Source organism: Amycolatopsis nivea (assembly GCF_004522235.1).
In the GTDB taxonomy this organism is placed as follows: Bacteria; Actinomycetota; Actinomycetes; order Mycobacteriales; family Pseudonocardiaceae; genus Amycolatopsis; species Amycolatopsis nivea.
In genome coordinates, this window is record NZ_SDLT01000001.1 from 362203 (window position 1) to 385945 (window position 23743).

General features: G+C 69.8%; 28 protein-coding genes. 9 read left to right on the forward strand and 19 right to left on the reverse strand.

Annotated elements, in window-relative coordinates; all coding sequences use genetic code 11:
* From EIZ44_RS01765 to EIZ44_RS01790, 6 genes are all read right to left on the reverse strand, one after another.
* Positions 1-132, reverse strand: a complete 132-nt coding sequence (locus EIZ44_RS01765; protein ID WP_439098577.1) for a hypothetical protein — start codon at positions 130-132, stop codon at positions 1-3.
* Positions 133-246: 114 nt separating this feature from the next.
* Positions 247-378 carry a hypothetical protein gene (locus EIZ44_RS01770; RefSeq protein WP_439098577.1) on the reverse strand — a complete coding sequence of 44 codons (132 nt, stop codon included), beginning with the start codon at positions 376-378 and terminating at the stop codon, positions 247-249.
* A 114-nt stretch (positions 379-492) separates the two neighbouring features.
* Positions 493-624 carry a hypothetical protein gene (locus EIZ44_RS01775; RefSeq protein ID WP_439098577.1) on the reverse strand — a complete coding sequence of 44 codons (132 nt, stop codon included), beginning with the start codon at positions 622-624 and terminating at the stop codon, positions 493-495.
* 114 nt (positions 625-738) lie between these two features.
* Positions 739-1482: a succinate dehydrogenase/fumarate reductase iron-sulfur subunit gene (locus tag EIZ44_RS01780; RefSeq protein WP_037805796.1), complete on the reverse strand. Its 744-nt coding sequence runs from the start codon at positions 1480-1482 to the stop codon at positions 739-741.
* Positions 1479-3407, reverse strand: coding sequence for a fumarate reductase/succinate dehydrogenase flavoprotein subunit (locus EIZ44_RS01785; protein WP_134727511.1), 1929 nt, complete (start codon positions 3405-3407; stop codon positions 1479-1481). The genes EIZ44_RS01780 and EIZ44_RS01785 overlap by 4 nt, the downstream gene beginning before the upstream one ends.
* A gap of 1 nt (position 3408) precedes the next feature.
* Complete coding sequence (locus EIZ44_RS01790; protein ID WP_107050837.1) at positions 3409-4116, reverse strand: succinate dehydrogenase cytochrome b subunit; 708 nt, start codon at positions 4114-4116, stop codon at positions 3409-3411.
* 83 nt (positions 4117-4199) lie between these two features.
* On the opposite strand from EIZ44_RS01790, the gene EIZ44_RS01795 reads away from it, so the two are divergent.
* Positions 4200-5123, forward strand: a complete 924-nt coding sequence (locus EIZ44_RS01795) for a LysR family transcriptional regulator (RefSeq protein ID WP_134727512.1) — start codon at positions 4200-4202, stop codon at positions 5121-5123.
* Here the strand turns inward: EIZ44_RS01795 and EIZ44_RS01800 are convergent, their stop codons facing one another.
* The gene (locus tag EIZ44_RS01800; RefSeq protein WP_134727513.1) at positions 5124-5684 is read right to left on the reverse strand and encodes a TetR/AcrR family transcriptional regulator; all 561 of its coding nucleotides are present in this window, start codon (positions 5682-5684) and stop codon (positions 5124-5126) included.
* 90 nt (positions 5685-5774) lie between these two features.
* On the opposite strand from EIZ44_RS01800, the gene EIZ44_RS01805 reads away from it, so the two are divergent.
* Positions 5775-6587 (forward strand): SDR family NAD(P)-dependent oxidoreductase, encoded by an 813-nt coding sequence (locus tag EIZ44_RS01805; protein WP_134727514.1) that lies wholly within the window; start codon positions 5775-5777, stop codon positions 6585-6587.
* Here EIZ44_RS01805 and EIZ44_RS01810 read toward each other — a convergent pair whose 3' ends face one another.
* Genes EIZ44_RS01810 through EIZ44_RS01830 form a run of 5 tightly spaced genes read right to left on the reverse strand, consistent with a single transcriptional unit; the run spans position 6588 to position 10719 of the window.
* Entirely contained in the window at positions 6588-6968 is a 381-nt protein-coding gene (locus EIZ44_RS01810) for a PPOX class F420-dependent oxidoreductase (RefSeq protein ID WP_037805805.1), read from the reverse strand. It lies immediately after the preceding gene.
* Between the two features lie 11 nt (positions 6969-6979).
* Positions 6980-7582, reverse strand: a complete 603-nt coding sequence (locus tag EIZ44_RS01815; protein WP_134727515.1) for a dihydrofolate reductase family protein — start codon at positions 7580-7582, stop codon at positions 6980-6982.
* A gap of 19 nt (positions 7583-7601) precedes the next feature.
* Complete coding sequence (locus tag EIZ44_RS01820) at positions 7602-8783, reverse strand: FAD-binding oxidoreductase (RefSeq protein WP_240691198.1); 1182 nt, start codon at positions 8781-8783, stop codon at positions 7602-7604.
* A gap of 59 nt (positions 8784-8842) precedes the next feature.
* The gene (locus EIZ44_RS01825) at positions 8843-9838 is read right to left on the reverse strand and encodes an AraC family transcriptional regulator (RefSeq protein ID WP_134727516.1); all 996 of its coding nucleotides are present in this window, start codon (positions 9836-9838) and stop codon (positions 8843-8845) included.
* Between the two features lie 50 nt (positions 9839-9888).
* Positions 9889-10719 carry an alpha/beta fold hydrolase gene (locus EIZ44_RS01830; RefSeq protein WP_134727517.1) on the reverse strand — a complete coding sequence of 277 codons (831 nt, stop codon included), beginning with the start codon at positions 10717-10719 and terminating at the stop codon, positions 9889-9891.
* A gap of 213 nt (positions 10720-10932) precedes the next feature.
* Between EIZ44_RS01830 and EIZ44_RS01835 the strand changes: the two genes are divergently transcribed.
* The 7 genes from EIZ44_RS01835 to EIZ44_RS01865 all read left to right on the forward strand — a co-directional run bounded on the left by EIZ44_RS01835 (position 10933) and on the right by EIZ44_RS01865 (position 16781).
* Entirely contained in the window at positions 10933-11274 is a 342-nt protein-coding gene (locus EIZ44_RS01835; RefSeq protein WP_134661571.1) for a 2Fe-2S iron-sulfur cluster-binding protein, read from the forward strand.
* Between the two features lie 15 nt (positions 11275-11289).
* Entirely contained in the window at positions 11290-12204 is a 915-nt protein-coding gene (locus EIZ44_RS01840) for a catechol 2,3-dioxygenase (RefSeq protein ID WP_134661570.1), read from the forward strand.
* Positions 12205-12217: 13 nt separating this feature from the next.
* The gene (locus tag EIZ44_RS01845; RefSeq protein WP_205669766.1) at positions 12218-12823 is read left to right on the forward strand and encodes a flavin reductase family protein; all 606 of its coding nucleotides are present in this window, start codon (positions 12218-12220) and stop codon (positions 12821-12823) included.
* Positions 12824-12847: 24 nt separating this feature from the next.
* Positions 12848-14119, forward strand: coding sequence for an LLM class flavin-dependent oxidoreductase (locus tag EIZ44_RS01850; protein WP_134727518.1), 1272 nt, complete (start codon positions 12848-12850; stop codon positions 14117-14119).
* On the forward strand, positions 14116-14919 hold the full coding sequence (locus EIZ44_RS01855; RefSeq protein ID WP_134727519.1) for an alpha/beta fold hydrolase: 804 nt from the start codon (positions 14116-14118) through the stop codon (positions 14917-14919). The genes EIZ44_RS01850 and EIZ44_RS01855 overlap by 4 nt, the downstream gene beginning before the upstream one ends.
* Before the next feature lie 216 nt (positions 14920-15135).
* Positions 15136-16446, forward strand: a complete 1311-nt coding sequence (locus tag EIZ44_RS01860; protein ID WP_134661567.1) for an ammonium transporter — start codon at positions 15136-15138, stop codon at positions 16444-16446.
* Entirely contained in the window at positions 16443-16781 is a 339-nt protein-coding gene (locus EIZ44_RS01865) for a P-II family nitrogen regulator (RefSeq protein ID WP_037805822.1), read from the forward strand. The genes EIZ44_RS01860 and EIZ44_RS01865 overlap by 4 nt, the downstream gene beginning before the upstream one ends.
* A 171-nt stretch (positions 16782-16952) precedes the next feature.
* Here EIZ44_RS01865 and EIZ44_RS01870 read toward each other — a convergent pair whose 3' ends face one another.
* The 7 genes from EIZ44_RS01870 to EIZ44_RS01900 are packed head-to-tail and all read right to left on the reverse strand — an operon-like array spanning position 16953 to position 23733.
* Entirely contained in the window at positions 16953-18161 is a 1209-nt protein-coding gene (locus EIZ44_RS01870; protein ID WP_134727520.1) for an NAD(P)/FAD-dependent oxidoreductase, read from the reverse strand.
* On the reverse strand, positions 18158-18478 hold the full coding sequence (locus tag EIZ44_RS01875) for a 2Fe-2S iron-sulfur cluster-binding protein (protein WP_037805825.1): 321 nt from the start codon (positions 18476-18478) through the stop codon (positions 18158-18160). Before EIZ44_RS01875 ends, EIZ44_RS01870 begins: the two co-directional genes overlap by 4 nt.
* 20 nt (positions 18479-18498) lie before the next feature.
* Positions 18499-18771 carry a hypothetical protein gene (locus EIZ44_RS01880; protein ID WP_051728488.1) on the reverse strand — a complete coding sequence of 91 codons (273 nt, stop codon included), beginning with the start codon at positions 18769-18771 and terminating at the stop codon, positions 18499-18501.
* Complete coding sequence (locus EIZ44_RS01885; RefSeq protein ID WP_107050838.1) at positions 18772-19371, reverse strand: aromatic-ring-hydroxylating dioxygenase subunit beta; 600 nt, start codon at positions 19369-19371, stop codon at positions 18772-18774. It abuts the gene before it with no gap.
* The gene (locus tag EIZ44_RS01890) at positions 19368-20687 is read right to left on the reverse strand and encodes an aromatic ring-hydroxylating oxygenase subunit alpha (RefSeq protein ID WP_134727521.1); all 1320 of its coding nucleotides are present in this window, start codon (positions 20685-20687) and stop codon (positions 19368-19370) included. The genes EIZ44_RS01885 and EIZ44_RS01890 overlap by 4 nt, the downstream gene beginning before the upstream one ends.
* Positions 20684-22240, reverse strand: a complete 1557-nt coding sequence (locus EIZ44_RS01895) for a flavin-containing monooxygenase (protein ID WP_134727522.1) — start codon at positions 22238-22240, stop codon at positions 20684-20686. Before EIZ44_RS01895 ends, EIZ44_RS01890 begins: the two co-directional genes overlap by 4 nt.
* The gene (locus tag EIZ44_RS01900) at positions 22237-23733 is read right to left on the reverse strand and encodes a cytosine permease (protein ID WP_134727523.1); all 1497 of its coding nucleotides are present in this window, start codon (positions 23731-23733) and stop codon (positions 22237-22239) included. The genes EIZ44_RS01895 and EIZ44_RS01900 overlap by 4 nt, the downstream gene beginning before the upstream one ends.
* Positions 23734-23743: the final 10 nt, after the last annotated feature.

A 23743-nucleotide genomic window follows, 5' to 3' on the forward strand; every position in this document is an offset into this window, starting at 1 on the left:
TTATCGTCGTGAGCGGCTGGCTTTGAGGAATTCGCGGTTGAGGTTCGCGATGCTCGTCAGCGGGATGCCTTTGGGGCAGGAGGCGACGCATTCGCCGGTGTTGGTGCAGCCGCCGAAGTCGGCTGCGTCCATGGTTTCGATCATGTCGAGCACGCGTTGGGCGCGTTCGGGCAGGCCGCGCGCGCATGCGCGGCGGCGGTCTCCCGCCGGAGCTGTTCCGGACGGGAGATGGCCGCGCGCGTCTGGTTATCGTCGTGAGCGGCTGGCTTTGAGGAATTCGCGGTTGAGGTTCGCGATGCTCGTCAGCGGGATGCCTTTGGGGCAGGAGGCGACGCATTCGCCGGTGTTGGTGCAGCCGCCGAAGTCGGCTGCGTCCATGGTTTCGATCATGTCGAGCACGCGTTGGGCGCGTTCGGGCAGGCCGCGCGCGCATGCGCGGCGGCGGTCTCCCGCCGGAGCTGTTCCGGACGGGAGATGGCCGCGCGCGTCTGGTTATCGTCGTGAGCGGCTGGCTTTGAGGAATTCGCGGTTGAGGTTCGCGATGCTCGTCAGCGGAATCCCTTTGGGACACGACGCGACGCATTCGCCGGTGTTGGTGCAGCCGCCGAAGTCGGCTGCGTCCATGGTTTCGACCATGTCGAGCACGCGTTGGGCGCGTTCGGGCAGGCCGCGCGCGCATGCGCGGCGGCGGTCTCCCGCCGGAGCTGTTCCGGACGGGAGATGGCCGCGCGCGTCTGGTTATCGTCGTGAGCGGCTGGCTTTGAGGAATTCGCGGTTGAGGTTCGCGATGCTCGTCAGCGGAATCCCTTTGGGACACGACGCGACGCATTCGCCGGTGTTGGTGCAGCCGCCGAAGTCGGCTGCGTCCATGGTTTCGACCATGTCGAGCACGCGTTGGGCGCGTTCCGGCTGGCCCTGCGGCAGCGAGTTCAGGTGCGCCACCTTCGCCGAGGTGAACAGCATCGCCGACCCGTTCGGGCAGGCCGCGACGCACGCGCCGCAGCCGATGCAGGTGGCGTTGTCGAAGGCGAGGTCCGCGTCCGGCTTCGGCACCGGCGTCGCGTGCGCTTCCGGTGCGCTGCCGGTCGGGGCGGTGACGTAGCCGCCCGCCTCGATGATCCGGTCGAACGCCGATCGGTCGACCACCAGGTCCTTGATCACCGGGAAACCCTTGGCGCGCCACGGTTCCACGTCCAGCACATCGCCGTCGCGGAACGAGCGCAGGTGCAGCTGGCAGGTCGTGGTGCGTTCCGGGCCGTGCGCCCGGCCGTTGATCACCACGCCGCACGAACCGCAGATGCCCTCGCGGCAGTCGTGGTCGAACGCGATCGGCTCGGCGCCGTCCTCGATGAGGTGCTGGTTGAGGACGTCGAGAAGTTCCAGGAACGACATGTCCGGGCTGGCGTCGTCGACCGGGTAGTCGACCAGCCTGCCGTCGTCGTCCGGGCCGGACTGGCGCCAGACCCGCAGGGTGAGTTTCACGTGTAGCTCCGCTGGGTGGGGTGGACGTGCTCGAAGTTCAGGATTTCCTGGTGCAGCACCGGCTTCTCGCCGTACTCCCAGGCCGAGACGTACGAGAACCGCTCGTCGTCGCGCTGCGCCTCGCCGTCTTCGGTCTGGTGTTCCTCGCGGAAATGGCCGCCGCACGATTCCTCGCGCACCAGTGCGTCGAGCAGCAGCAATTCGGCGAGTTCGAGGAAATCGGCGACGCGGCCGGCCTTCTCGAGTTCCTGGTTCAGTTCCGCTCCGGCGCCCGGGACGCGGACGTCCCGCCAGAATTCGGCGCGCAGCTCCGGAATGCGGTCGAGCGCTTTCCGCAGGCCTTCGGCGGACCGGGACATCCCGCAGTGGTCCCACATCAGGTGGCCCAGCTCGCGGTGGAAGGAGTCGACGCTCCGGGTGCCGCGCACCGACAGCAGCCGTTCCAGCCGGTCGCGCACCGCGGTTTCCGCTTGCGCGACCGCGGGATCCGCCGGGTCGAGCGCGGGGAAGCTGCCGCGGGCGATGTAGTCGTTGAGCGTGGCCGGGAGCACGAAGTAGCCGTCGGCGAGGCCCTGCATCAGCGCGGACGCGCCGAGCCGGTTCGCGCCGTGGTCGGAGAAGTTGGCCTCGCCGATCACGAACAGGCCGGGCACCGTGCTCTGCAGGTCGTAGTCGACCCACAGCCCGCCCATCGTGTAGTGGATCGCCGGGTAGATCCGCATCGGGACCTCGTACGGGTTCTCCGCGGTGATCCGCTCGTACATGTCGAACAGGTTGCCGTACTTGGCTTCCACCGCCGGGCGGCCCATCCGCTCGATCGCGTCCGCGAAGTCCAGGTACACGCCGAGCCCGCCGGGACCGACGCCGAACCCGGCGTCGCAGACGTTCTTCGCGGCCCGCGACGCGATGTCGCGCGGCACCAGGTTGCCGAAGCTCGGGTACATCCGCTCCAGGTAGTAGTCCCGTTCGGACTCCGGGATCTCCTGCGGCGGACGCGGGTCCTGCGGCTGCTTCGGCACCCAGATCCGGCCGTCGTTGCGCAGCGACTCGCTCATCAGCGTCAGCTTCGACTGATGTTCGCCCGAACGCGGGATGCAGGTCGGGTGAATCTGCGTGAAGCACGGGTTCGCGAAGTACGCGCCGCGCTTGTGCGCCCGCCAGATCGCGGTGGCGTTGGAGCCTTTCGCGTTGGTGGACAGGTAGAAGACGTTGCCGTAGCCGCCGGTCGCGAGCACGACGGCGTCCGCGAGATGCGTGGTCACCTCACCGGTGACCAGGTCGCGCGCGACGATCCCGCGTGCCTTCCCCTCGGACACGACGAGGTCCAGCATCTCCGTCCGCGGGTGCATCTCCACGCCGCCGGCGTCGATCTGCCGCGCCAGCGCCTGGTACGCGCCGAGCAGCAGCTGCTGCCCGGTCTGGCCGCGGGCGTAGAACGTGCGCTGCACCTGGACGCCGCCGAACGAGCGGGTGTCGAGCAGCCCGCCGTACTCCCGGGCGAACGGCACGCCCTGGGCCACCGCCTGGTCGATGATCTGCGTGGACACCTGCGCCAGCCGGTACACATTGGACTCCCGGGACCGGAAGTCGCCGCCCTTCACCGTGTCGTAGAAGAGCCGGTAGACCGAATCGCCGTCGTTGCGGTAGTTTTTCGCCGCGTTGATCCCGCCCTGCGCGGCCACCGAGTGCGCGCGCCGCGGCGAGTCCTGGAAGCAGAACTGGACCACGTGGTAGCCCTGTTCGGCGAGCGTCGCTCCGGCGGACGCCCCGGCGAGACCGGTGCCCACCACGATCACCCGGTGCCGCCGCCGGTTGGCCGGGTTGACCAGCTTCGCGCCGAAGCGGCGGCTGTCCCAGCGGCCCTCGATCGGGCCGTCCGGCGCTTGCGTGTCGGCGATCGGCTCGCCGAGCGTGTAGTCGCTCATGTCAGGCCACCCATCCCGCCATCACGGCGATCGGCACGATCAGGAAGCCGCCGGTGATCACGACGGCGAGGACGGACCCGACGGTTTTGAGCGCCCGGTCGCGGGTTTTGCTGGTGATGCCCAGCGTCTGTGCCGCGCTCCAGAAGCCGTGGTTGATGTGCAGGCCGAGCATCAGCAGCGCGACGATGTAGATCAGGTTGACCCACCAGACCTGGAAGTCCGCGACGATGTTGTGGTACGGCTGGCCGTCGCGGAAGTCCTGGTTGGCCACGCCGACGGTGAGGTCCAGGATGTGCCACACGATGTAGAGCGCGAGCGTCGCGCCGCCCCAGCGCATGGTGTGCGTCGCGAAACTGGCCTTGCGCCGCTGTCCGTGCGCGTACTTGACCGGACGCGCTTGCCGGTCCCGTTTGGACAGTTGCACCGCCGCGACCACGTGCAGCACCAACGCGATCAGCAGCACGACCCGCTGGATCGAGAGATACCAGGCGTTCTGCAGCACCGGTTCGCCGATGGTGCGCAGCCAGGCGGCGTAGTCGTCGAAATGCTGCGGCCCCAGGAAAACCTTGAGGTTCCCGGCCATGTGCACGAACAGGAACGCGACGAAGATCAGGCCGGTGACGGCCATGACGACTTTCTTGCCGATCGTCGAACGCCAGAACGTCACGAGCGCCGGGCGACGGCGGGGCGGAGCGGGTGCGAGTGCCACGGAACCGACGGTAAGTCGGCGCTGACGAGAGGGCAAACACATGATTTCTCTCGACAGGATAGGCAGCGCCTATGATGGCGGTCATGCAGTTCCAGCAGCTGGCGTATTTCCTGGCAGTGGCCGAGACGCGGCATTTCACGCGCGCCGCGGAACAGATGCGTGTGGCGCAGCCCTCACTGTCGCAGCAGATTCGCGCGCTGGAACGGGATGTCGGCGCGGGGCTGTTCCACCGGATCCGCGGGAACGTCACGCTCACCGAGGCGGGGGAGACGCTGCTGCCGATCGCGCGCCGGATCCTCGCCGAGACCGAGACGGCGTACCGGGCGATCCGGGAACTGGACGAACTGGGCCGCGGCCGGGTGCGGCTGGGCGCGACGCCGAGCCTGTGCACCGGCCTGCTGCCCGCGATGCTCGCCGCGTTCCGCCGGGACTATCCCGGGATCGAGCTGGTGCTGCACGAAAGCGGCTCGCGGGACCTGCAGACCGCGCTGTCGGAAGGCGGCCTGGACCTGGCGATGATCGTGGACAGCCGCGTCCACGACGATCCCCGGCTGGAGAGCCGCGCGCTGTTCGTCGAGGACCTGGTGGTGATCTCGCCGAAGGACGCGCCCGCACCGGTGCGCGGCCGGATGCCGATCACGGCGCTGCGGGACCGGCCGCTGGTGATGTTCCGGCAAGGCTACGACCTGCGTGAAGCGACCGTGGCCGCCTGCCGCGCGGAGGGTTTCGACCCGCTGTTCGCCATCGAAGGCGGCGAGATGGACGCGGTGCTGGAGCTGGTCCAGGCCGGACTGGGGCTGGCGGTCGTGCCGAGCACCGTGGTCGGAGACCGGTTCCGCCGCACGCAATTCACCTCGCCCGGGCTCAGCCGGGTGGTGCGGCTGGCGTATCGGCGGGATGTCGAACAGCCGCGCGCGGTGCGGGCGCTGCAGGAGGCGGTGGTGCAGTACCTGGGCGGCGGGGTGGCGCAGTTGCCGCCCGGCACGCGTCCGCTGGTGGGTCGTTGATCAGCGGGTGAGCGAGTCCAGCACCAGGCCGATCAACCGCTGCGCTTGCGGTTTTTCGCAGTGCTGCGCGGAATACGCGATCCCGCCGATCAGCACCAGCACGTCGTCGGCGCGCACGTCGTCCCGGAGCGTGCCGTCCGCCGCGCCTGCGGACAGGAGCTCGCTGACAGCGTCGACGAGCAGCTTCCGGCTGTCCGAGTAAGGATCGACGCCGGACGCGATCACCGCGTTGAGCGCCTCGGACATCCCGTGCTTCGCGCTGACGTAGGCGAGGAAATGCGTCAGCCACTCCCGCAGCGCTTCCGCGGCCGGGTGCTGCGCGAGGAGCGTCGATGCCTGTTCGCAGACCACCGCGAGCTGATGCCGGTAGGCGGCGTCGATCAGGGCTTCGCGGGTCGGGAAGTGCCGGTAGAGCGTGCCGACGCCGACCCCGGCCTGTTTGGCGATCGCTGCCGGCGCCGCGTCGAGGCCTTCCGCGGCGAAGGCCTTCGCGGCGACTTCCAAGAGCCGGGCGCGGTTCTCGAGCGCGTCTCGGCGGGGGCGGCGCGGGGCGTCGGGCATCGGTTCCTCCGGGGTTGCTATCCGGAATGCATTCCGGATAGCGTGAACCGGAACGCATTCCGCTTGACCTTACCCCTGGAGGATCCCGTCATGCCCGCACGGCATTGGTTCGTCACCGGCGCTTCCGGCGGTCTGGGCCGTCACCTGGTCGAGGAGGCGCTCCGCCGCGGCGAGCACGTCACCGCGACGGTCCGGCGGCCGGACGCGTTGCCGGAGTCGCCGCGGCTCACCGTGGAGCAGCTCGACCTGACCCGTCCGGCCGACGTCGCCGCCGTGGTCGAGCGGACGTTGCGGCGGCGGCCGGTGGACGTGGTCGTGAACAACGCGGGCTACGCCGTCGTCGGCGCGGCCGAGGAGATGACGCCCGAGCAGATCCGGGACCAGATCGAGGTGCTGCTGCTCGCCCCGATCCTGATCACCCGCGCGTTCCTCGGCCCGATGCGCGAGCGGGGCGGCGGCCGGATCCTCCAGATCTCCAGCATGGGCGGGCAGATCGGCTCGCCGACGCACAGCGCGTACCACGCGGGGAAGTGGGGTCTGGAGGGGTACACCGAGAGCGTCGGCCGGGAGGTCGCCGAGTTCGGCGTCCACCTGACGCTGGCACAGCTCGGCGGGACCCGGACCGGCTTCGCATCCGCGCTGCGGTACACCGCCGAAACGGCTCCCTATCGCGACAGCGCGGTCGGCCGGACCCGCCGCTACCTCGAATCCCTCGACGACAACGACCTCCCCGGCGACCCGGCCAAGATCGCCGCGCTGCTCTACGAGACCACCCTCCGGCCGGACCCGCCGTTGCGCCTCTCTCTTGGCTCGGACACCTACGAAGCCGTCCACAATGCACTGACCGAACGGCTGAACGTCCTTGAGTCGCAACGGGAACTGGCCGCGTCGGTCGCCTTCTGACTACATCCCCACCGACTGCGTCTCCGGCTCGATCAGGCCGACGACGCGCACCTGCTCGCGCGTGTAGGGCTGTCCGATGTACTTCTTCGCGACCTCGTCGACGATCTCCCACGCCGGATCGCCCTCGATCCATTCGGCCACCCGGCCGCGGATGATGATCGGCTCGAACGGATTGTCCGGCGGGGTAAGGGAAATCGCCACCCGGGGGTCGCGGCGGAGGTTGCGGGCCTTGCGGCTGTCCGGGCCGGTGAGGAAGACGATCCGGTCGCCGCGCGTGCCGATCCACACCGGGACGACGTGCGGCGACCCGTCCGGGAGCACGGTCGCGAGGTGGGCGATCGGGGTGCCGTCGAGGACGCGGCGGACTTCGGGGTTCAGCATGGGGATTCCTTTCAGCGGAGGATTTCGTAGTGAAGGTGGGTGACGCCGGGTGCCGGGACGGCCTCGACCAGCCGCAGCCGCACGTGTTCGGGCAGTTCGCCGAAGAAGCTCCGCCCGCCGCCCAGCAGGATCGGCACCTGGTGGAGCACGACTTCGTCGACCAGTCCGGCCTTGATCGCCTCGGTGACCAGAACGCCGCCCATGAGCGCGACGTCCTTGTCGCCGGCCGCCGCCCGCGCGCCTTTGACGGCCTCTTCGATGCTGGTCGCCTGGGTCTGCGCCTCGCTCAGTTCCGGCACCGGCTGGTGGCTGACCACGAACAGGGGAGCGGTCGGATGCGGACCACTACCGCCGAAGTGGCTTGAGTGGTCGTACGTCGCGTGCCCGACGACGGTCGCCCCGACGCGCGCTGCGAGCGAGTCGAAAACCTGGGCGCTGGGCTCGGAAAGCTTGAACCCGTCGAAGACCTTGCTGGGCGTGTCGCCGGTGAAGTACCAGTCGAACAGCGCCCCGGCGTCGCCGAGCCCGCTCCCGACCTCGTCCGCCCCTTTCTCGCGGCGGCCGCTGATGTACCCGTCCACCGAAACGGACAGGGCACTGAACACTTTGTTCATGACGCTCCTTAGTAGTCGCTCAGAGAGCCTGGGGAAAGTCGAAAAGGCGCTGCGGGTCGACGCTTTTCTTGACCGCGGCGAGCCTGGCGCGGTTGCCCGCGTGATACGCGCGGCTCGGATCATCCAGCGCGAGATCGGGAAAGTTCGGATAAACCCGGCCGGACGCCTCCGCGTGCGCGACGGTCCACGCCTCGTCCACCCACGGATCGCCCGGGTCGCCGGCCTGCTCCAGCAAGTACCGCTCACCCCGGTGGGCGAACGCGGTGTCCTCCTCCGCGACCCGGTTGTACGCCCCGCCCATCGCGGTGAACGCCAGCCGCCGGTTCCCGCCGAGACCCCGGAGAAGCTCGCCCGCGGTCCGCTCGGACAGCGTGCGCGCGAAGAACTCCGACCGGAAGCGGCGGGTTTCCGGGGCGGGATCCACCACGCTGAATGTCGGCTTCACCATGCTGTAGGGAACATCCAGTCGGATGTCTATTGCATACAGAACACCGGCCCGCGCGGTGAACTCCCGGAGCAGCCCCTCCGTCTCCGCGGGCGGCAAGGTGGAGATGCCGAAGAGCGTCACGCGTCCCGCTTGGACGGCGAGGTTCACGGTCAGCCCGTCCGGGGCGTCAGGTGCCCAGTCCTGCCAGGCCTGGACGACGTTTCCGTCCGTCCAGTTCCCTTCGATCCGGCAGACCGACGGCTCCGGCACCGTCGCGAACCGCAACTCCGTGACGATCCCGAACTGCCCGCCGCCCGCGCCGCGCAACGCCCAAAACAGGTCGGTTTCCCGGTGCTCGGAGCACTCCACGACGCTCCGGTCGGCGAGCACCACCTGCGCGCCGACGAGCCGGTCGCAGGTCAGCCCGTACTGGCGGCCGAGCAGCCCGATGCCGCCGCCGAGCGTCAGCCCAGCGATGCCGACGGTGTCGCCGCACCCGGCGGGAATCGTCCGGCCGCGCTCATGCAGTGCCGCGTACACCGGGCCGAGCCGAGCGCCCGCCCCGATCGTCGCGATGCCACTCTCGTCGACCATGATCCGGTCCATTCCGGACAGATCCGCCACGATCCCGTCGGCCGGGCACCGGTCAACGAAGCAATGCCCGCCACCGCGCGGCACCACGCGCCGCCCGGTGGCAGCCGCGTAATCCAAGGCTTGGACGACGTCGGCGACCGAATGGCACCGGAGGACGTCTCGCGAGGTCTGGTCGATCACGAAGCCGACGCTACGGGCCGGAGGGAGTGCGGTTCTTGAACAAAACGCGCACGCGCGGCTCAGTCGCGGAGGGTCTGAGATGGCAACTGCCCGTACCGCTCCCGGTAGGCCGCCGCGAAGCGGGGCACGTGCCCGAATCCCCAGCGGAACGCGATATCGGCGACCGACAGCCCGTCGCCCGGCTCGGCGTTCTGCAGGTCTTCGTGCGCTCGGGAAAGCCGCACGCGGCGCAGGTACTCCATCGGCGTGAGCCCGAGGTGCTCGGCGAAAGCGGCTTGCAGGGACCGGACGCTGGTCCCGGCGACCCGAGCGAGGTCGGAGACCGTGTGCGCGGCGGCGGGGTCGGCGTCGATCACGTCGACAACCCGCGACAGCAGGCGGGGCCGGGCCGGGCGGGCGGCGCCGCGGAGGAGGCGGTCGGAGAAATTGTTGGGCTGGGCGGCGAGGAGCTGCCCGACGACGAGTTCTTCGAGCGGGCGCAGGACCAGGTCGGGGGCGTCGGAGTCGACGGCGTCGCGCAGCAGCATGACGGCGCGGAGCCAGTTGCGGCCGGGTCCGTCGGCGAGGTCGAACCCGATCGAGAAGTGCACGGCCTCGTCGGGCGGGCAGCCGAGCACGCCCTCGACGGTCCGCTCGACCACCTGCCTGCTCACTTTGACCGCGAGCTGGGCGCAGTCGGCGCTCCAGCGCATGCTCGATTCCTCGGTCGGGGTGAGCACAGCCGCCCGCCCCGGACCGGACTCGATCTCGTCGGGTCCGCATTGCGACAGCGTGTGGCCGCGGAGCGGAACGTTGATCTCGTAGTAGGAGTGCAGCCGGCCGGGGCGGACCACGACCTCGGTGCCGTGCCGGATGTCGGCGATGGTGAGGTCTTCGGTGCGCCGGGCCCGGAGCGCGACGTCGAGGTCCGCCCCGGGGCCGGCCACCTCGAGGGTGTGCGTGCTGAACACCTCGGAGATCTCCCGCTGGGCCTCGTCCCGGTCGGCGGTGCGCACGACGTCGGTGGCCCACCTCGGCGAAGTCCGGGGGAGCGGCCGGTTCGGTGTCGCGGTCATGGTGATCACCTGGCGCAGTCGTCGTTGTCCACGTGGTGACGGGGCGTGGTTCAGAGTGCCCCGGAGAGGAAGGCGTCCGCAAGCGCGGCGAAGGCGGCGGCGTGTTCGATCTGGACCCAGTGCCCGCAGCGGGCGAACACGTGCAGCTGGCTGTTCGGGATCAGATCGAGCAGCCGATAGCTGGTCGAGGGCGGGATGACCTGGTCGTCGCGGCCGTGCACGAGGAGCGTCTCGTGCGGGAGGACGGCGATGGCGTCTTCCGGGACAGCCATGGCCGCGACCTTGTCCTGGCGCGGGGCCGGGAACATGGCCGCGTACGCCTCGTGCACGCCCGGCCGGGTCGCGGCGCGGTAGCGGAGTTCGGCGAGTTCGTCGGTGGCGAACCGGGGGTCGTGGGCGAACACGTCGAGCAGGCGGCGCATGTTCTCCACCGACGGTTCGAAGCCCCAGACCGCCTCCAGCCCCGGGGTGATCGGGAAGTGCACGCCGACGCTGCCCATCAGCACGAGCCGGTCGACCCGGTCCGGATGCCGGGTGGCCAGCCGCAGCGCCAGCGAGCCGCCGAAGCTGTTGCCGACCACGGACACCCGGTCGAGGCCGAGCGCGTCGAGGAAGCCGACGAGGTGCTCCAGCCAGCTTTCGGCGTCGTAGACGGCGTCCTCGGGCCGTTCGGTGTAGCCGAAGCCGAGGATGTCCGGAGCGACGACCCGGTGCCGCTTCGCGAGTTCGGGCAGGACGAGCCGCCAATTCGCCCACGCGGACACGCCGGGGCCAGAGCCGTGGATCAGCAGCACCGGATCGCCGGAGCCTTGGTCGTGATAGTTCGTGGCGACGCCGTGCACGTCGACCCGCAGTCCGATCTCGGGTGATTCTTCGGTCATCGCGAACTCCTTTTTCCATTACGTCAGTGGCTGGCTGTTGCGAATCTGACACGCGCGAGAACTGCTGGGCAACGGCTTGCGTGCGGTAGTGCACAAATGCTTGCGCGAACTGGATGAGCCTCGCGCGCAACGGATCGAAATGGGCCCGGGAGCCCGCCTACAGTCCCTCGGACAGCGCGAACGAATCGACTCGACGACGAGGCGGGGTGTGCGATGAGCGATCAACCGGAAGTCTCCGGCGCGGTGCGGATCCTCCCCGCCGACGTGCGGCTGACTGTCCACAACGGAGAGTCGATCGTGGACGCGGTCCGCAGGCACGGCTACCGGACGCGCTATTGCTGCCGCCGGGGCGGATGCCGCGCCTGCAAGGCCGATCTGGTCGAGGGCCAGGTCCGCTATCCCGTCCCGGTCGCCGAATCCGCGCTCAGCGCGGAGGAGCGCGCCGCGGGCAAATGCCTTCCCTGCCGGGCACGGCCCGAGGGCGAGGTCGTCGTCCGGCTGTCCGAAAAGGACGCTTTGACGCGGGTCTTCGGAGCTTTCCGGCCCGCCAGCTGAAAACCGGGAGCGAACATGGGTGTGATCAGACTCGGGTACGTCCACGTGCGAGTCACCGATTTGCCGGGCTCGGCCGAGCACTACCGCGAGACGCTCGGCATGGACCAGGTCGCCGAGCAGGACGGGCGGCTCTACCTCAAGTCCTGGGACGAGCACGACCACCATTCGGTCGTTCTCGAGGAGGGCGGCGTCGGCCTGGTCAAACTGGGCTACAAGGTCGAGAAGTCCGGCGACCTCGACGAATTCGAGCGCCGCGCGGCGTCCTTCGGCGTGCGGGTCGAGCGGATGAGCAAGGGCGACAACGAAGGCGTCGGCGACGGCCTGCGGCTGACGCTGCCATCGGAACACACCCTCGAGCTGTACAGCGACGTCGAATATCTCGGCAACGCGACCGGGAACTGGAATCCCGATCCCTGGCCGCGTTCGGGACTGCGCGGCATCGGCGTGCCGCGTCTGGACCACACGCTGATCACCACCGAGGACCCGGCGCTGCTGGAACGGTTCTTCTCCGAGGTGCTCGGCTTCCGGGCGGCGGAACGGCTGGTCGGCGGCGCGGGCAACGACGAGCTGGTCGGCTCGTGGATGTTCTGCGGCGAACAGCCGCACGACATCGCGTTCGTGAAGGGGGAGCAGGGAAAACTCCACCACTTCGCCTACCACGTCGACGACTGGAACACCCTGCTGCGCGCGGGCGACCTCTTCTCGATGCACGACGTGCCCATCGACTTCGGCCCGGCGCGGCACGGCATCACCCGCGGCGAGACGATCTATTTCTTCGACCCGGCGGGCAACCGCAACGAGGTCTTCGCGGGCGGCTACCGCACCGGCCCGGATTTCCGCACGATCACCTGGACGATGGACAAGGCCGCGCAGGGCATCAACTACACCCACCGCGAACTCGACCCCGACTTCCTCAACGTCGTGACCTGACCGGAGAAACGACATGACCACTATGCACGCACCGGGCAACGCGAAACGGCTCCGCACGGTTCTGGGCGAGTTCTCGACCGGCGTCACCGTCGTCACCTATCGCGACGCCGACGGGCAACCGCGCGGCGCGACGATGAACTCGTTCACGTCGGTGTCGATGGATCCGCCGCTGGTCCTCGTGTCCGTGGCACGGCAGGCGCGGGCGTGCGAAGGCTTGACCGGCAACGAGTTCACGGTCAACATCCTCGCCGCCAACCAGCTCGACGTCGCCCTGCACTTCGCGGGAAAACCGCGGAACGGCGCGGTTTCCTGGCACGAACCGGAAACCGGCCCGCCGCGGCTGACCGGTGCGGCGGCGTGGCTGCAATGCCGGCCGTGGCGCACCTACGACGGCGGCGACCACGTGCTGGTGCTCGGCGAGGTCGCCTGCCACGACGCCCGCCGGCTCGAACCGTTGACGTTCCACCGCGGCGAATTCCGCCGATCCGGCCTGAAACTGCCGCAGCTGCCGCGCACGGCGGCCTTCGCCGGGCGGCCCGCCTGCGCGTGGGTCGGCCGCGTGCACGAACTGCATGCCCTGTCCGACGCGGGGAACAGCGGCGAACCGCTCGACATCTGACCTTCGAACGAACTGGAGAACACCGTGAAAGTCACGTACTTCCAACAGGTTCCGTACCGGCACCTGGCCGAGGACTTCGAGCAGCGGTTCGAATCCGTCATCACGACGCCGTACCACGAAGTCACCGAACCGCAGCACGTCGCCGCCGCGTTCCGCGAAGCGATGGACGAGCTGATGCACGCCGCCCGCGCGGGATTCGACGGTCTCGCCGTCACCGAGCACGGCCAAAGTTCCTACGACATGGCGCCGAACCCCGACATCATCGAGGCCGCCCTCGCCTACGCCACCGAGGCCGAGAACATCGAGACGGCGATCTACCCGGTCGGCCGGTCGCTGGGCAAGAGCCGGGAACCGCTGCGGGCGGCCGAGGAGCTGGCGATGCTCGACTGCATGTCGAACGGCCGCCTGGTCACCGGGTTCCCGGTCGGCCTCGCCTATGACGCCAACCTCAACAACGGCGTGCCGCCCGCGCAGACCCGGCAGCGGTTCGACGAAAACCTCGAACTGGTGCTGAAGGCGTGGACGCACCAGGGCGGCGCCTTCCCGTGGAACGGCAGGTTCGGGCAGTACCCCGGCGTCAACCTCTGGCCGCGGCCGCTGCAGCAGGCCCCGCACCCGCCGGTGTGGATCACCGGCATCGGCAACCCGCGCACCATGCAGATGACGCTCGAACGGGAATTCGGGTTCAACTACTTCGGCTGGTTCGGCCTGAAAGTCACCGGCCGCCGGATCTTCGACCGGTTCTGGGAAATCGCCGACCGGCTCGGCAAGGACGCCAACCCGTACCGCCTCGGCTTCATGCAGACCGTGTGCGTCGCCGACACCGACGCGAAGGCCGAAGCGCTGTATGCCAAGCACGCGGAGTACTTCTTCCGCAAAGGCATCGGCTCGATCCCGATGGAGCGGCTCGCGCTGCCCGGCGGCATCGACATCCGCGGCGTCGAAGCGATCATGCGCGACCCCGGCGACTTCGGCATCTACAGCAAGATGCGCACCGCCACCTTCGCCGAACTGGTCGACGCGGGCTCGGTGATCTGCGGTTCGCCGGACACCGTCGCCGAACAGCTGCTCGCCTACGCGCGGGAATACCGCATCGGCAACCTGCACGCGATGCTGCAGTTCGGCTCCATGCCGCACGAACTGGCGAAGGACAACATCGACCTGTTCGCCAGCGCGGTCATGCCGCGGTTGCAGGAGCTGTGGACCGAAGAGGGCTACCGGCACCACTGGTGGCCCGAACGACTCGGCGGCACGCCGCTGGCCGATTCCGCCCGCTTGACAGGAGCCCTCGCATGACCAGCACCCTCGACCTCACCGAAAAGACCGTCGACGTCTGGGGCGGCGAGATCCAGCTCCGGGTCAAGGTAACGGGCCAGGGCCCCGGCCTGGTCTACCTGCACCCGGCCGCCGGGCTCGCGTGGGATCCGTTCCTGGAGCGCCTCGCCCAGGACTTCACCGTCTACGCCCCCGAATTCCCCGGCACCTCGCCCGCCGATCCCTACGCCGTCCACAAGGTCGACGATCTGTGGCAGCTCGTGCTCATGTACGAGGAGGCGATCCGGAAACTGGAAATCGGCACGCCAGTCCTCATGGGACAGTCCTTCGGCGGGATGCTCGCGGCGGAACTGGCCGCCGCCTACCCCGACCGGTTCGCGAAACTGGTCCTGCTCGACCCGATCGGCCTCTGGCGCGACGAGCATCCGGTCGCGAACTGGATCGCCGCCCCGCCCGCCGCGCTGCCGGAGCTGCTGTTCGCCGACCCCGAAGGCGACGCGGCGAAGGCGATGCTGACCCCGCCCGAGGACCCCGAGGAAGCGATCGCGGCGGGCGCGGGCCTGGTGTGGGCGCTGGGCTGCACCGGCAAGTTCGTCTGGCCGATCCCGGACAAAGGCCTCGAACGCCGCCTGCACCGGATCAGCGCGCCGACCCAGATCGTCTGGGGCGAGCAGGACAAGCTGATCCCGGCCGCCTACGCCGACGAGTTCGCCGCCCGGATCACCGGCAGCAAGGTCGCGATCGTCCCCGGCGCGGGACACATTCCGCAGGTCGAAGCCACGGACGCGACCTTCGCCTTGGTGGACGGATTCCTGCGCTGATCGGCCACGGGGTGGTGCGGGCCTCCGAGCCGGCACCATCCCGGATCCGTTTTATCCCGCAATGCGCACTAATTCCGTCTCCTCGCCGTCCTTTCGCTCCGATACGCCCGATTCGCCGGACCGCGGGTCGTTAGCGGAAGCACGACGGAAACATTCCGGTAACACCGCCCGGTTAACTTCCAGCGGCCGGGCGATGAGACGAGGAGTGTCTGAGGCGTGGTCGATACCGGAAGCACGGCGTGGTTGCTGGGCAGTGCGGCACTGGTGATGCTGATGACGCCCGGCCTCGCGTTGTTCTACGGCGGGATGGTGCGCGCCCGGAGCGTGCTGAACGTGATGGCGATGACGTTCGTCTGTCTCGCCACCGTCGGCCTGATCTGGGTGTTCTACGGGTATTCGCTCGCGTTCGGACCCGATTGGTTCGGCGGGCTGCTCGGCACTCTGCGGCTGGCCGGGCTGCACGGGCTCGCCGAGCAGACCGTCGGGCCCGCCGGGAACCAGGTGCCGCTGTACGCGTTCGTGGCGTTCCAGATGATGTTCGCGGTCATCACGGTCGCGCTGCTGGCCGGCGCGATCGCCGAGCGGGCCCGGTTCTGGACGTGGACGGTGTTTTCCGTCGTCTGGACCACCCTTGTGTACATCCCGGTGGCGCACTGGGTTTTCGCTCCCGACGGCTGGATCGCGGCCAAGCTGCACGTGCTGGACTTCGCGGGCGGCACAGTGGTCGAGGTGAACTCCGGTGCGGCCGCGCTGGCGCTGGCGCTCGTGCTCGGCAGGCGGCACGGCTGGCCGAAGCAGGCCGTCCGGCCGCACAACCTCCCGTTCGTGATGTTCGGGGCCGGGTTGCTGTGGTTCGGCTGGTTCGGGTTCAACGCCGGGTCCGCGCTGGTCGCGAAGGGCTCGGCGGCGACGTCGTTCCTGAACACGACCGTCGCGGGGGCGGCCGCAGTGCTGGGCTGGCTGCTGGTCGAGCAGTTCCGCGACGGGAAGCCGACGACCCTCGGCGCCGCGTCCGGCGCGGTGGCCGGGCTGGTCGGGATCACGCCCGGCTGTGCTTACGTCGAACCGCTCGGCGCGGCCGCGATCGGGATCGTGGCCGGGGTCGTGTGCTCGTTCGCGGTGAGCCTCAAGTACAAGTTCGGCTTCGACGACTCCCTGGACGTGGTCGCGGTGCACGGGCTCGGCGGCTTCGCCGGGACACTGCTGATCGGTCTCTTCGCAACCGCAGGGGTGGCTCCCGGCGGCGTGAACGGCCTGTTCTACGGCGGCGGCCTCGACCAGCTGTGGCGCCAAGCGGTCGGAACTCTGGCGGTACTAGGGTATTCGCTGGCGGTGACCCTGCTGCTCGGCTGGGTCATGCACAAGTTCATGGGATTCCGGATCGACCGCGAAGCCGAGATCGACGGCGTCGACGAGGCCGAGCACGCCGAAGGGGCGTACGAGCTGGCAGTCCAGTCCGGACGCCGGGGCAGCGCGCTCGCCGGCGGACCGGGATCGCACCGGCCCGCGCGCGAGGAGACCCGATGAAGCTGCTGACCGCCGTGGTCAAGCCGTTCGTGCTGGACGACGTCCGGATCGCCCTGCAGGAGCTGGGCATCGCCGGGATGACGGTGAGCGAGGTCCGCGGCTACGGCAGGCAGAAGGGCCACACCGAGATCTACCGCGGCGCGGAGTACGAGGTCGACTTCATCACCAAGTACCGGCTGGAGATCCTGCTCGACGACGACCAGGTCGACGCCGCGCTGCGGACCGTGCTGGACACCGCGCACACCGGCAAGATCGGCGACGGCAAGATCTGGGTGACCCCGGTGGAGACGGTCGTGCGCGTCCGCACCGGGGAGCGTGGCCGCGACGCGCTCTAGGCCTCCGTCACGAGGGTTTTCAGCGACTGGGCCGGGTTTGCGGCATTCTCCGGCGCGGTAGTACAGGACGGTCAGTCCGCCGCCTCGCACGGCGTACCGGTCGTGTTCGTCGGGGACCCCGGTGGAGACGGTTGTGCGCGTCCGCACCGGGGAGCGTGGCCGTGACGCGCTCTAGGCCTCCGTCACCAGGGTTTTCAACGGCCGGGCCAGGTCGTCCGCGTTCTCCGACGCGATCGTCTTCCCGGCGGCCAGCGCGCGTTTCACCGCCATGAAGTCGCCCGGCCGGTTGACCGCGTCGGCCGCGATGAGCGACCCGGCGCGGTAGTACAGGACGGTCAGTCCGCCGTCGCCGCCTCGCACCACGTACCGGTCGTGTCCGTCGGAAACCCCGGCGATCTGGATCTTCAGGTCGCCCTGATCGGACCAGAACCACGGGACCGCTCGCGGCGGTGCGGGCCTGCCGGTGAGGGTCGCGGCGGCGGCCCGGGCCTGGTCGCCCGCGTTCTGCACCGATTCCAGCCCGAGCGACGCGCCCGGCCGGTGCGGGTGGGGCTGGGCCGCGCAGTCGCCGAGCGCCACCACGGCGGGGTTGCTGGTGCGGCAGAAGGCATCGACGAGCACCCCGCGGTCGCAGGCGAGACCGAGGCGTTGGGCCAGGCCGATTTCCGGCACCGCGCCGACCCCGGCGATGATCGTGTCGGCGGCGACGAAATCCCCGTCCGCCAATCGCACGCCGTCCGGTTCGACCGCGGCCACTCCGGAGCCGAGGACGAACTCGGCGCCCCAGCCGCGGTGCGCGGCCAGCAGAAACTCCGACAGCGGTTCGGCGGCGACCCGGCTCAGCAGTCGCGGCTGTTGTTCGAGGACGACGACCTCGATGCCGCGTTTCCGGGCCACGGCGGCGATTTCGAGCCCGATGAAACCCGCGCCGATCAAGACGACCCGCTTGGCATGCTCCAGCGAGAGCCGAAGCCGGACCGCGTCGTCGCGGCTGCGCAGGACGTGCACGTTGCCGCCGGAAAACGGCAGCGTGCGCGCCCGCGCCCCGGTCGCCAGAGCGAGCCGGTCGAACGCGACGGTCGTCCCATCGGACAGCGAGGCGGTGCCTCGGCCGTCCGCGTCGAGAACCGCGTCCTCGACCCGCACACCGGTCCGGACGGTGATGTCCTGCTCCTGATAGAACTCGGGCGAACGCAGCGCGAGCGCGTCGTCCCCGGCGGTTCCGGAGAGGAACGCCTTCGACAGCGGCGGCCGTTGGTACGGCGGATGCGCTTCCTCCCCGACGAGCAGAATCGGCTCGGCGTAGCCGTTTTCCCGCAGCGCGGCGGCGAGCCGGACGCCCGCTTCGCCGGCTCCGGCGACCAGCACCCCGGCGCTCATTGGACCGGGGCGACGGTGACGGCGAGCCCGTCGAGCTCGTCGCACATCGCGATCTGGCAGGAAAGCCTGCTGGTGGGCCGCCGTTCGCTCGCGGCGTCGTCGAGCATCTCGTCCTCGAAGCCCGCCGCCGCCCCGACGAGCGGCAGGTGCTCCTCGCCGACGTAGACGTGGCAGGTCGCGCAGGACAGCGCGCCGCCGCATTCGGCGACGATTCCCGGCACGCCGTGCTTGATCCCGGTTTCCATCACCGACGCCCCCGGGCGGGCGTCGACGGTCTGGGCGGTGCCGTCCGGGCGGGTGAACACGATCTTGGGCATCGGTGCTCCTGAAAGAAAAGTCAGGGTCGGGGGCGGGGTTCGAGCCGGGTCGACCACGGGTGCCAGTGGTCGACCCGCGCGAGCGCGGCCAGCAGTGTTTCGGCGCCGCCGCGGTCCACGGCAAGCCACGAGGCATCGGGACTGACCCGGTACGGGCTGAAATCCCAGAAAGCCAGGTCCTTGACCTCCCGGACTACCCCGGCCGCGGCCGCCAGTTCGCGTTCCAGCCGGGCGACGCGCAGTCGCAGCAGCTCGTTCTCGTGGCGCAGCGCGGTTTCTCCTCGGGTGTCCATTCAGAACACCAGCGTCAGATTCTCGTGCAGCTGCTCGGAATCGAGCAGGTTGACCTGCTTGAGCCGGATCCGCCAGCCGGACTCGCCGGGCTCAAGGACGTGTCCGTACCAGCCCGCGTGGATTTTCGCGATCCCGGCGCGGAACTCGTGCACGGCGAAGTTCGAGCGGATCATCCGGACGCCGGAGCCGGGATCGGTGGTGGTCTCGACGTTCGTGGTCAGGCGGCGGGTGCGCGAGGCGGGGATCTGGCTGAACGCGAGGCCGGTGCGCAGCCAGTAGACGCGGTCGGTCAGCCGCCTGCGGTCGTCGAAGGCGTGCGACACCTCGGCGAGCGGGTCGCCCGCACCGGGGGTGACCGGGACCCAGTAAAGACAGTCGTCGGTGAACAGGTCGAGCCATTCGTTGAACCGGCCTTCGTCCAGCAGCCGGGCTTCGGCGGCGAGGAACGACTGCGCTTCGGCCAGTTCCGCGGCGCCGGCGGTCGGCCAGTCCTCGCGCAGTGCGGCCGAATCGCGGGCCAGGTCCGTGTAGAACTGGTCGTCCACGTGGTACGACCAGGCCGAGGTGTCCGCGTACTCGGCGGGGATCGGGCGCATCATCGGGTTTCCTCCTCCATCAGCGCGAGCCAGGCCGGGTAGTAGCTGCGCATGTGCAGTTCGTCGGTCGCGGTGCTGGTCACGACGCCGTCCGGGCCGACCTCCTGCCAGCCGTCGACGCCGAACCCGCGGTTCATCAGCACCCACTCCGCCTCCGCGGCGGCGAGGCCGCGCTGGACCTCCTCGAAGTTCGCCTGGTCGTCGGGCTCGCCGAAGGCCGGGAAGTCCTCCTGGGTGCGCATCCGCATCGTGTTCACGACGGGCGGCACGCCGGACACCGCGGTGGCGTGCCAGGTCAGCTGCGTGTGGTCGACGGCCAGCGGTTCGACGACCTGGATCTGATTGCCGATGACGAGCAGGTTGGGGAAGATGCTCAGGTTGATCTGCGAGCCGACGCACAGGTCGAGCAGCCGGTCCGCGTCGGCCCCGTGCTCGGCGCGGACCCGTTCCTCGAACGCCTCGCGGCCGGGCTGGGGCCGCTGGTTGGCCCAGAAGCTGCCCGGGCCGTCGTAGTTGGGTCGCTGGTCGATGACGCTGTGGCCGTTGCCCAGCATGTGCGTGCGCATCGGCCCGTCGTCCGGGGTGCGGCCGAAGTAGGCCATGTCCTTGCTTTCGCCGAGCCGGGACGCCATTTCGAGCAGCGACCGGTGGGAGAACGCGGGATGGTAGCCGTCGCCCGCGTTGTCGTAGGCGAGTTTCCAGTTGCCCCGGTAGCCCATCCGGTGGGCGGCGGCCCGGACGAGCACCTCGCCCGGCGAGCGGTCGATCCAGTAGTCGAGCCACGTCGTCGCCGGTCCCAGCCAATCGGCGACCGGGGGAGCGGCTTCGTTGAGCGTGCCGAACACGAAGCCGCGGTACGACTCCACCCGCGGCACGACGTGCAGCCCGAACTCGGTTTTGTCGAACCCTGGTCCGTACCCCTGCGGCCACGGCGTGCCCACGAGCTCGCCGGTGTTGCGGAAAGTCCAGCCGTGGTAAGGACATTGGAAGCTCTTGGCGACGCCCTGTTCCTCGCGGCAGATCGTCGCCGCGCGGTGGCTGCACCGGTTGAAGACCGCGTGCAGTTTCCCCGCGCGGTCGCGGGTGACCAGGACCGGGCGGAGTCCCATCCGGACCGACAGGAACGAATGCGGTTCGGGCAGCTGGGATTCGTGCGCGAGATACACCCACGAGCGGCCGCCGAAGACCTTGGTCATCTCCTCGGCGAAGACGGCGGGATCGGTGTAGAGCGTGCGGTGGACCCGGTCGGGCCGGACGAGCGGGCCGAAGCGCGTCGCCGCCGATTCCGGGGCCAGGGCTGGTTCTTGCTGGAGAGTCATCCGTCGACCTTCTGCGTTCGGGGGTGCGCGGCACCCTGGGACACGGTGGGGCCCGACGCGCGGTGCCGGGCGAGCAAACGGGCGCCCACCCGGGCGTATGCGGACGGGTTGAGCGGCCGGAGCCATTCGGCGAACCGCTCCCTGCGGCTGACGCCGATCCCGATGTCGCTGAGCAACTCGTCGATGTTGTGCACGGAGAACGGAACGATGTTGGTCCCGCGCGCGTGCCTGCCTTCGGTCCGCCGCTCCATCCAGGCGAGCCGTTCGGCTACCTGCGCCCGGCGTTCCTCGACCGGCGGCAGGTCGAGATTTCCGGTGAGGTGCGCGGCGATCCACCAGGCGGCGATCTCCGCGCTGAGCGGGCTGAAGAACGACGAGTTGTAGCCGCAGAACGTCAGCGCGGGCACGTCGTGCGGCAGCACCTGCCGGTACAGCGCGAAGTTGCCCGCCTCGTCGGTGATCCGGCGCTGCAGTTCGTCGTCCAGGAACGGGAGCGACTGCCGCCAGCCGGTGCCGCAGACCACGACGTCCGCGGGCAGGATCGTCCCGTCCGACAGCTCCGCGACAGTCTGTCCACTCCGGACCGCCAGGCGCTGGATCGTGCGGTCGCGGTGCACGGCGATCCGGCCGTCGGCCACCGACTCGTAGAACGATTCCGTCGCGAGGCTGACCGTGCTGCGCGCGATCCGTTCGAGCGGGCCCTCGGGGACCAGCCCGGTTTCGCGCAGCCGGAGCTGGCGGGTGATGAGCGCCTGCACGCTCGCCAGCATCGCGTTGCGTAGCGGTCGGCCTGGTCCGTGAAGGAACCGCTCGAACCCGCGCGGACGCAGGTAGCGGAACAGCCCTTCGCCGAGCCGGGTCAGCAGCAGGTACTTGTAGTTGACGACCCCGCCGAGCTTGCGTGGGATCTTCCACAGCAGTTCCCGCGCGACGACCGAGGTGGACGCCGCGACGCCGCTGAACACTGCCGCCGCGTCGCAGGCAGATTTCCCGTACCCGACAACGAGCGCGTGTTTCCCGGCGACCTGGTCGAGGTCGGCGACGTCGGAGACGCTGCAGATCCGCCCGCCGGCCGCGGTGAACTGTTCCGCGCCGGCGTAGTCCGGCACGAACGGGGTGCTGAAGATGCCGTTGGCGACCACCAGGTGGTCGACCGTGCAGGGCGGCAGGTCCTTGCCGGAGGCGATGTCCTTCAGCCGGAGCGTCCACTGTGGAACGGATTCGTCGAGTTCGGCGCGCGTGACCCGGGTGCTGAGCCGCAGCAGCGGTTTCAGGTCGCGTTCCTCCACATAGGACTCCAGGTACTGCTGCACCTGCTCGCCGGTCGGCCATTCCGGGTAGTCGCGCGGCATCGGGAAATCCGAGAGCGCGTAGCTGTCCTTGCCGTTCTGGGTGGTGAGACCGGGGTAGCGGCGGGTGCGGCTCCACACGCCGCCGACGTCCGGGCTGCTGTCGAAGACGGTCACGTCGAAGCCGAACTCGCGCAGCACCTTGGCGGAGCTGAGCCCGGCGAAGCCCGCGCCGATGATGCCGATCCGGTACGGCCTGGTCATGGGGTCACCTTTTCTGGTCGGGGGCCGTCGAGACGGGTCCAGCGACCCGGCGGCAGGACGGTCAGCCGCAGCGCGGGGTAGAGGACGGCGGTCGTGGCGATGGCGACGAGGAAGCCGAGTCTCGTGACCCCGCTCAGCACGAGCGTTTCCGCCAGCGTGGAGGCGGCCAGAAGACTGAGCACGCCCGCCCAGTTGACCCGCTCGACCGCGCCGGGGCGGGCCGGACGGCGGCGCCGGACGACGAAGTAGTCGACGATCATCAGCGTGCACAGCGAGGTGGTCAGGATGCCGAGGGCGTCCAGCCAGGACGCGAGCACGTTCAGGATCCCGCCCGCGATCATCGCGAGCGCGGCGGCGTTCGCGACCACCAGCATGACCAGCCGCCCGGGGCTGCGCCCGGTCAGCCCGTCGACGAGATTCGTCAGCGACAGGCTCGCCGAATACGCGTTGACGACCTGCGCTTTCGCTTGCGCCGCATAGACCAGCGCGAAGCCGACCGCCCCGGCGAGCACGACGAAGAACGCACCGGGATTGGCCGAGACCATGCCCGCGACCTTCTCCTCGGCCGACCCGCCGGGCTGTGTCGCGGCGAGGGCCGGATCGCTGTTCAGCCGGATCCCGACCACCACGCTGCCCGCCTGCACGATCAGCGTGCCGACGATCGGCACCAGGAGGTTCACCACGACCGAACCGCCGACGGCCATCACGCCGACGTCCTTGCTGGTGCGGGCGTACCGGGCGAAATCGGCGCCCAGCAGCGCGAGCGCACCCGCGATCCCGGCCAGCAACGCCAGCGCCGCCTGCACGCGGTCGGCCTGCCCGGCGAATCCCGGCACCCCGGGACCGGAGCCGAGGACGGCGCCGACGGAGCGTCCCGACGAGGACACCGCGATGCCCGCGACGACCACGAACAACACGGCCGAAACAGCGGTGAGGAGCCCGGAAGTCCGCTGTACCAGGGAAATCCCGAACGTCGGCAGCACGAGCCACAGCACGGTGAGGACGCCGAGGATCAGCACCGCGTGGCCGAGGCTCGGCGCCCAGCCGAAGAGGAACAGCGTGCCGTTGTACAGCATCGCGTTCTCCAGGGCCAGGAAGCTCACGATCATGACCGCGAAGATCAGCGAGGCGAGCACCGAACCGCGCGAACCGAGCCCGTAATACCGGGCGGTCAGCGTGCTGGAGGTCCCTTGCACGCGGCTGACGTGGCCGACCGCCCAGCCGAGCCCGCCGCCGAACAGGGCGGTGGCGGCTCCGACGGCGAGGCCCCAGCCGACCCCGGCGATCAGGGTCACGGCCGCGCCGACCGACAGCACGACGAGGGTCGACCCGGCCCCGGCGGTGTTCCACAGCAGGCCCCAGCCGCCGCGGCGGGCGGATTCGGGCACGCGTTCCAGCGCGTAGTCCTCGATCACGGCGCCGAGGCCGGTCTTCGGCGGCGCGGCGGCGGGGACGGGAGTTCTTGGCGACGAATCGGGTGTGTCGACAGACATTGGCGACGCT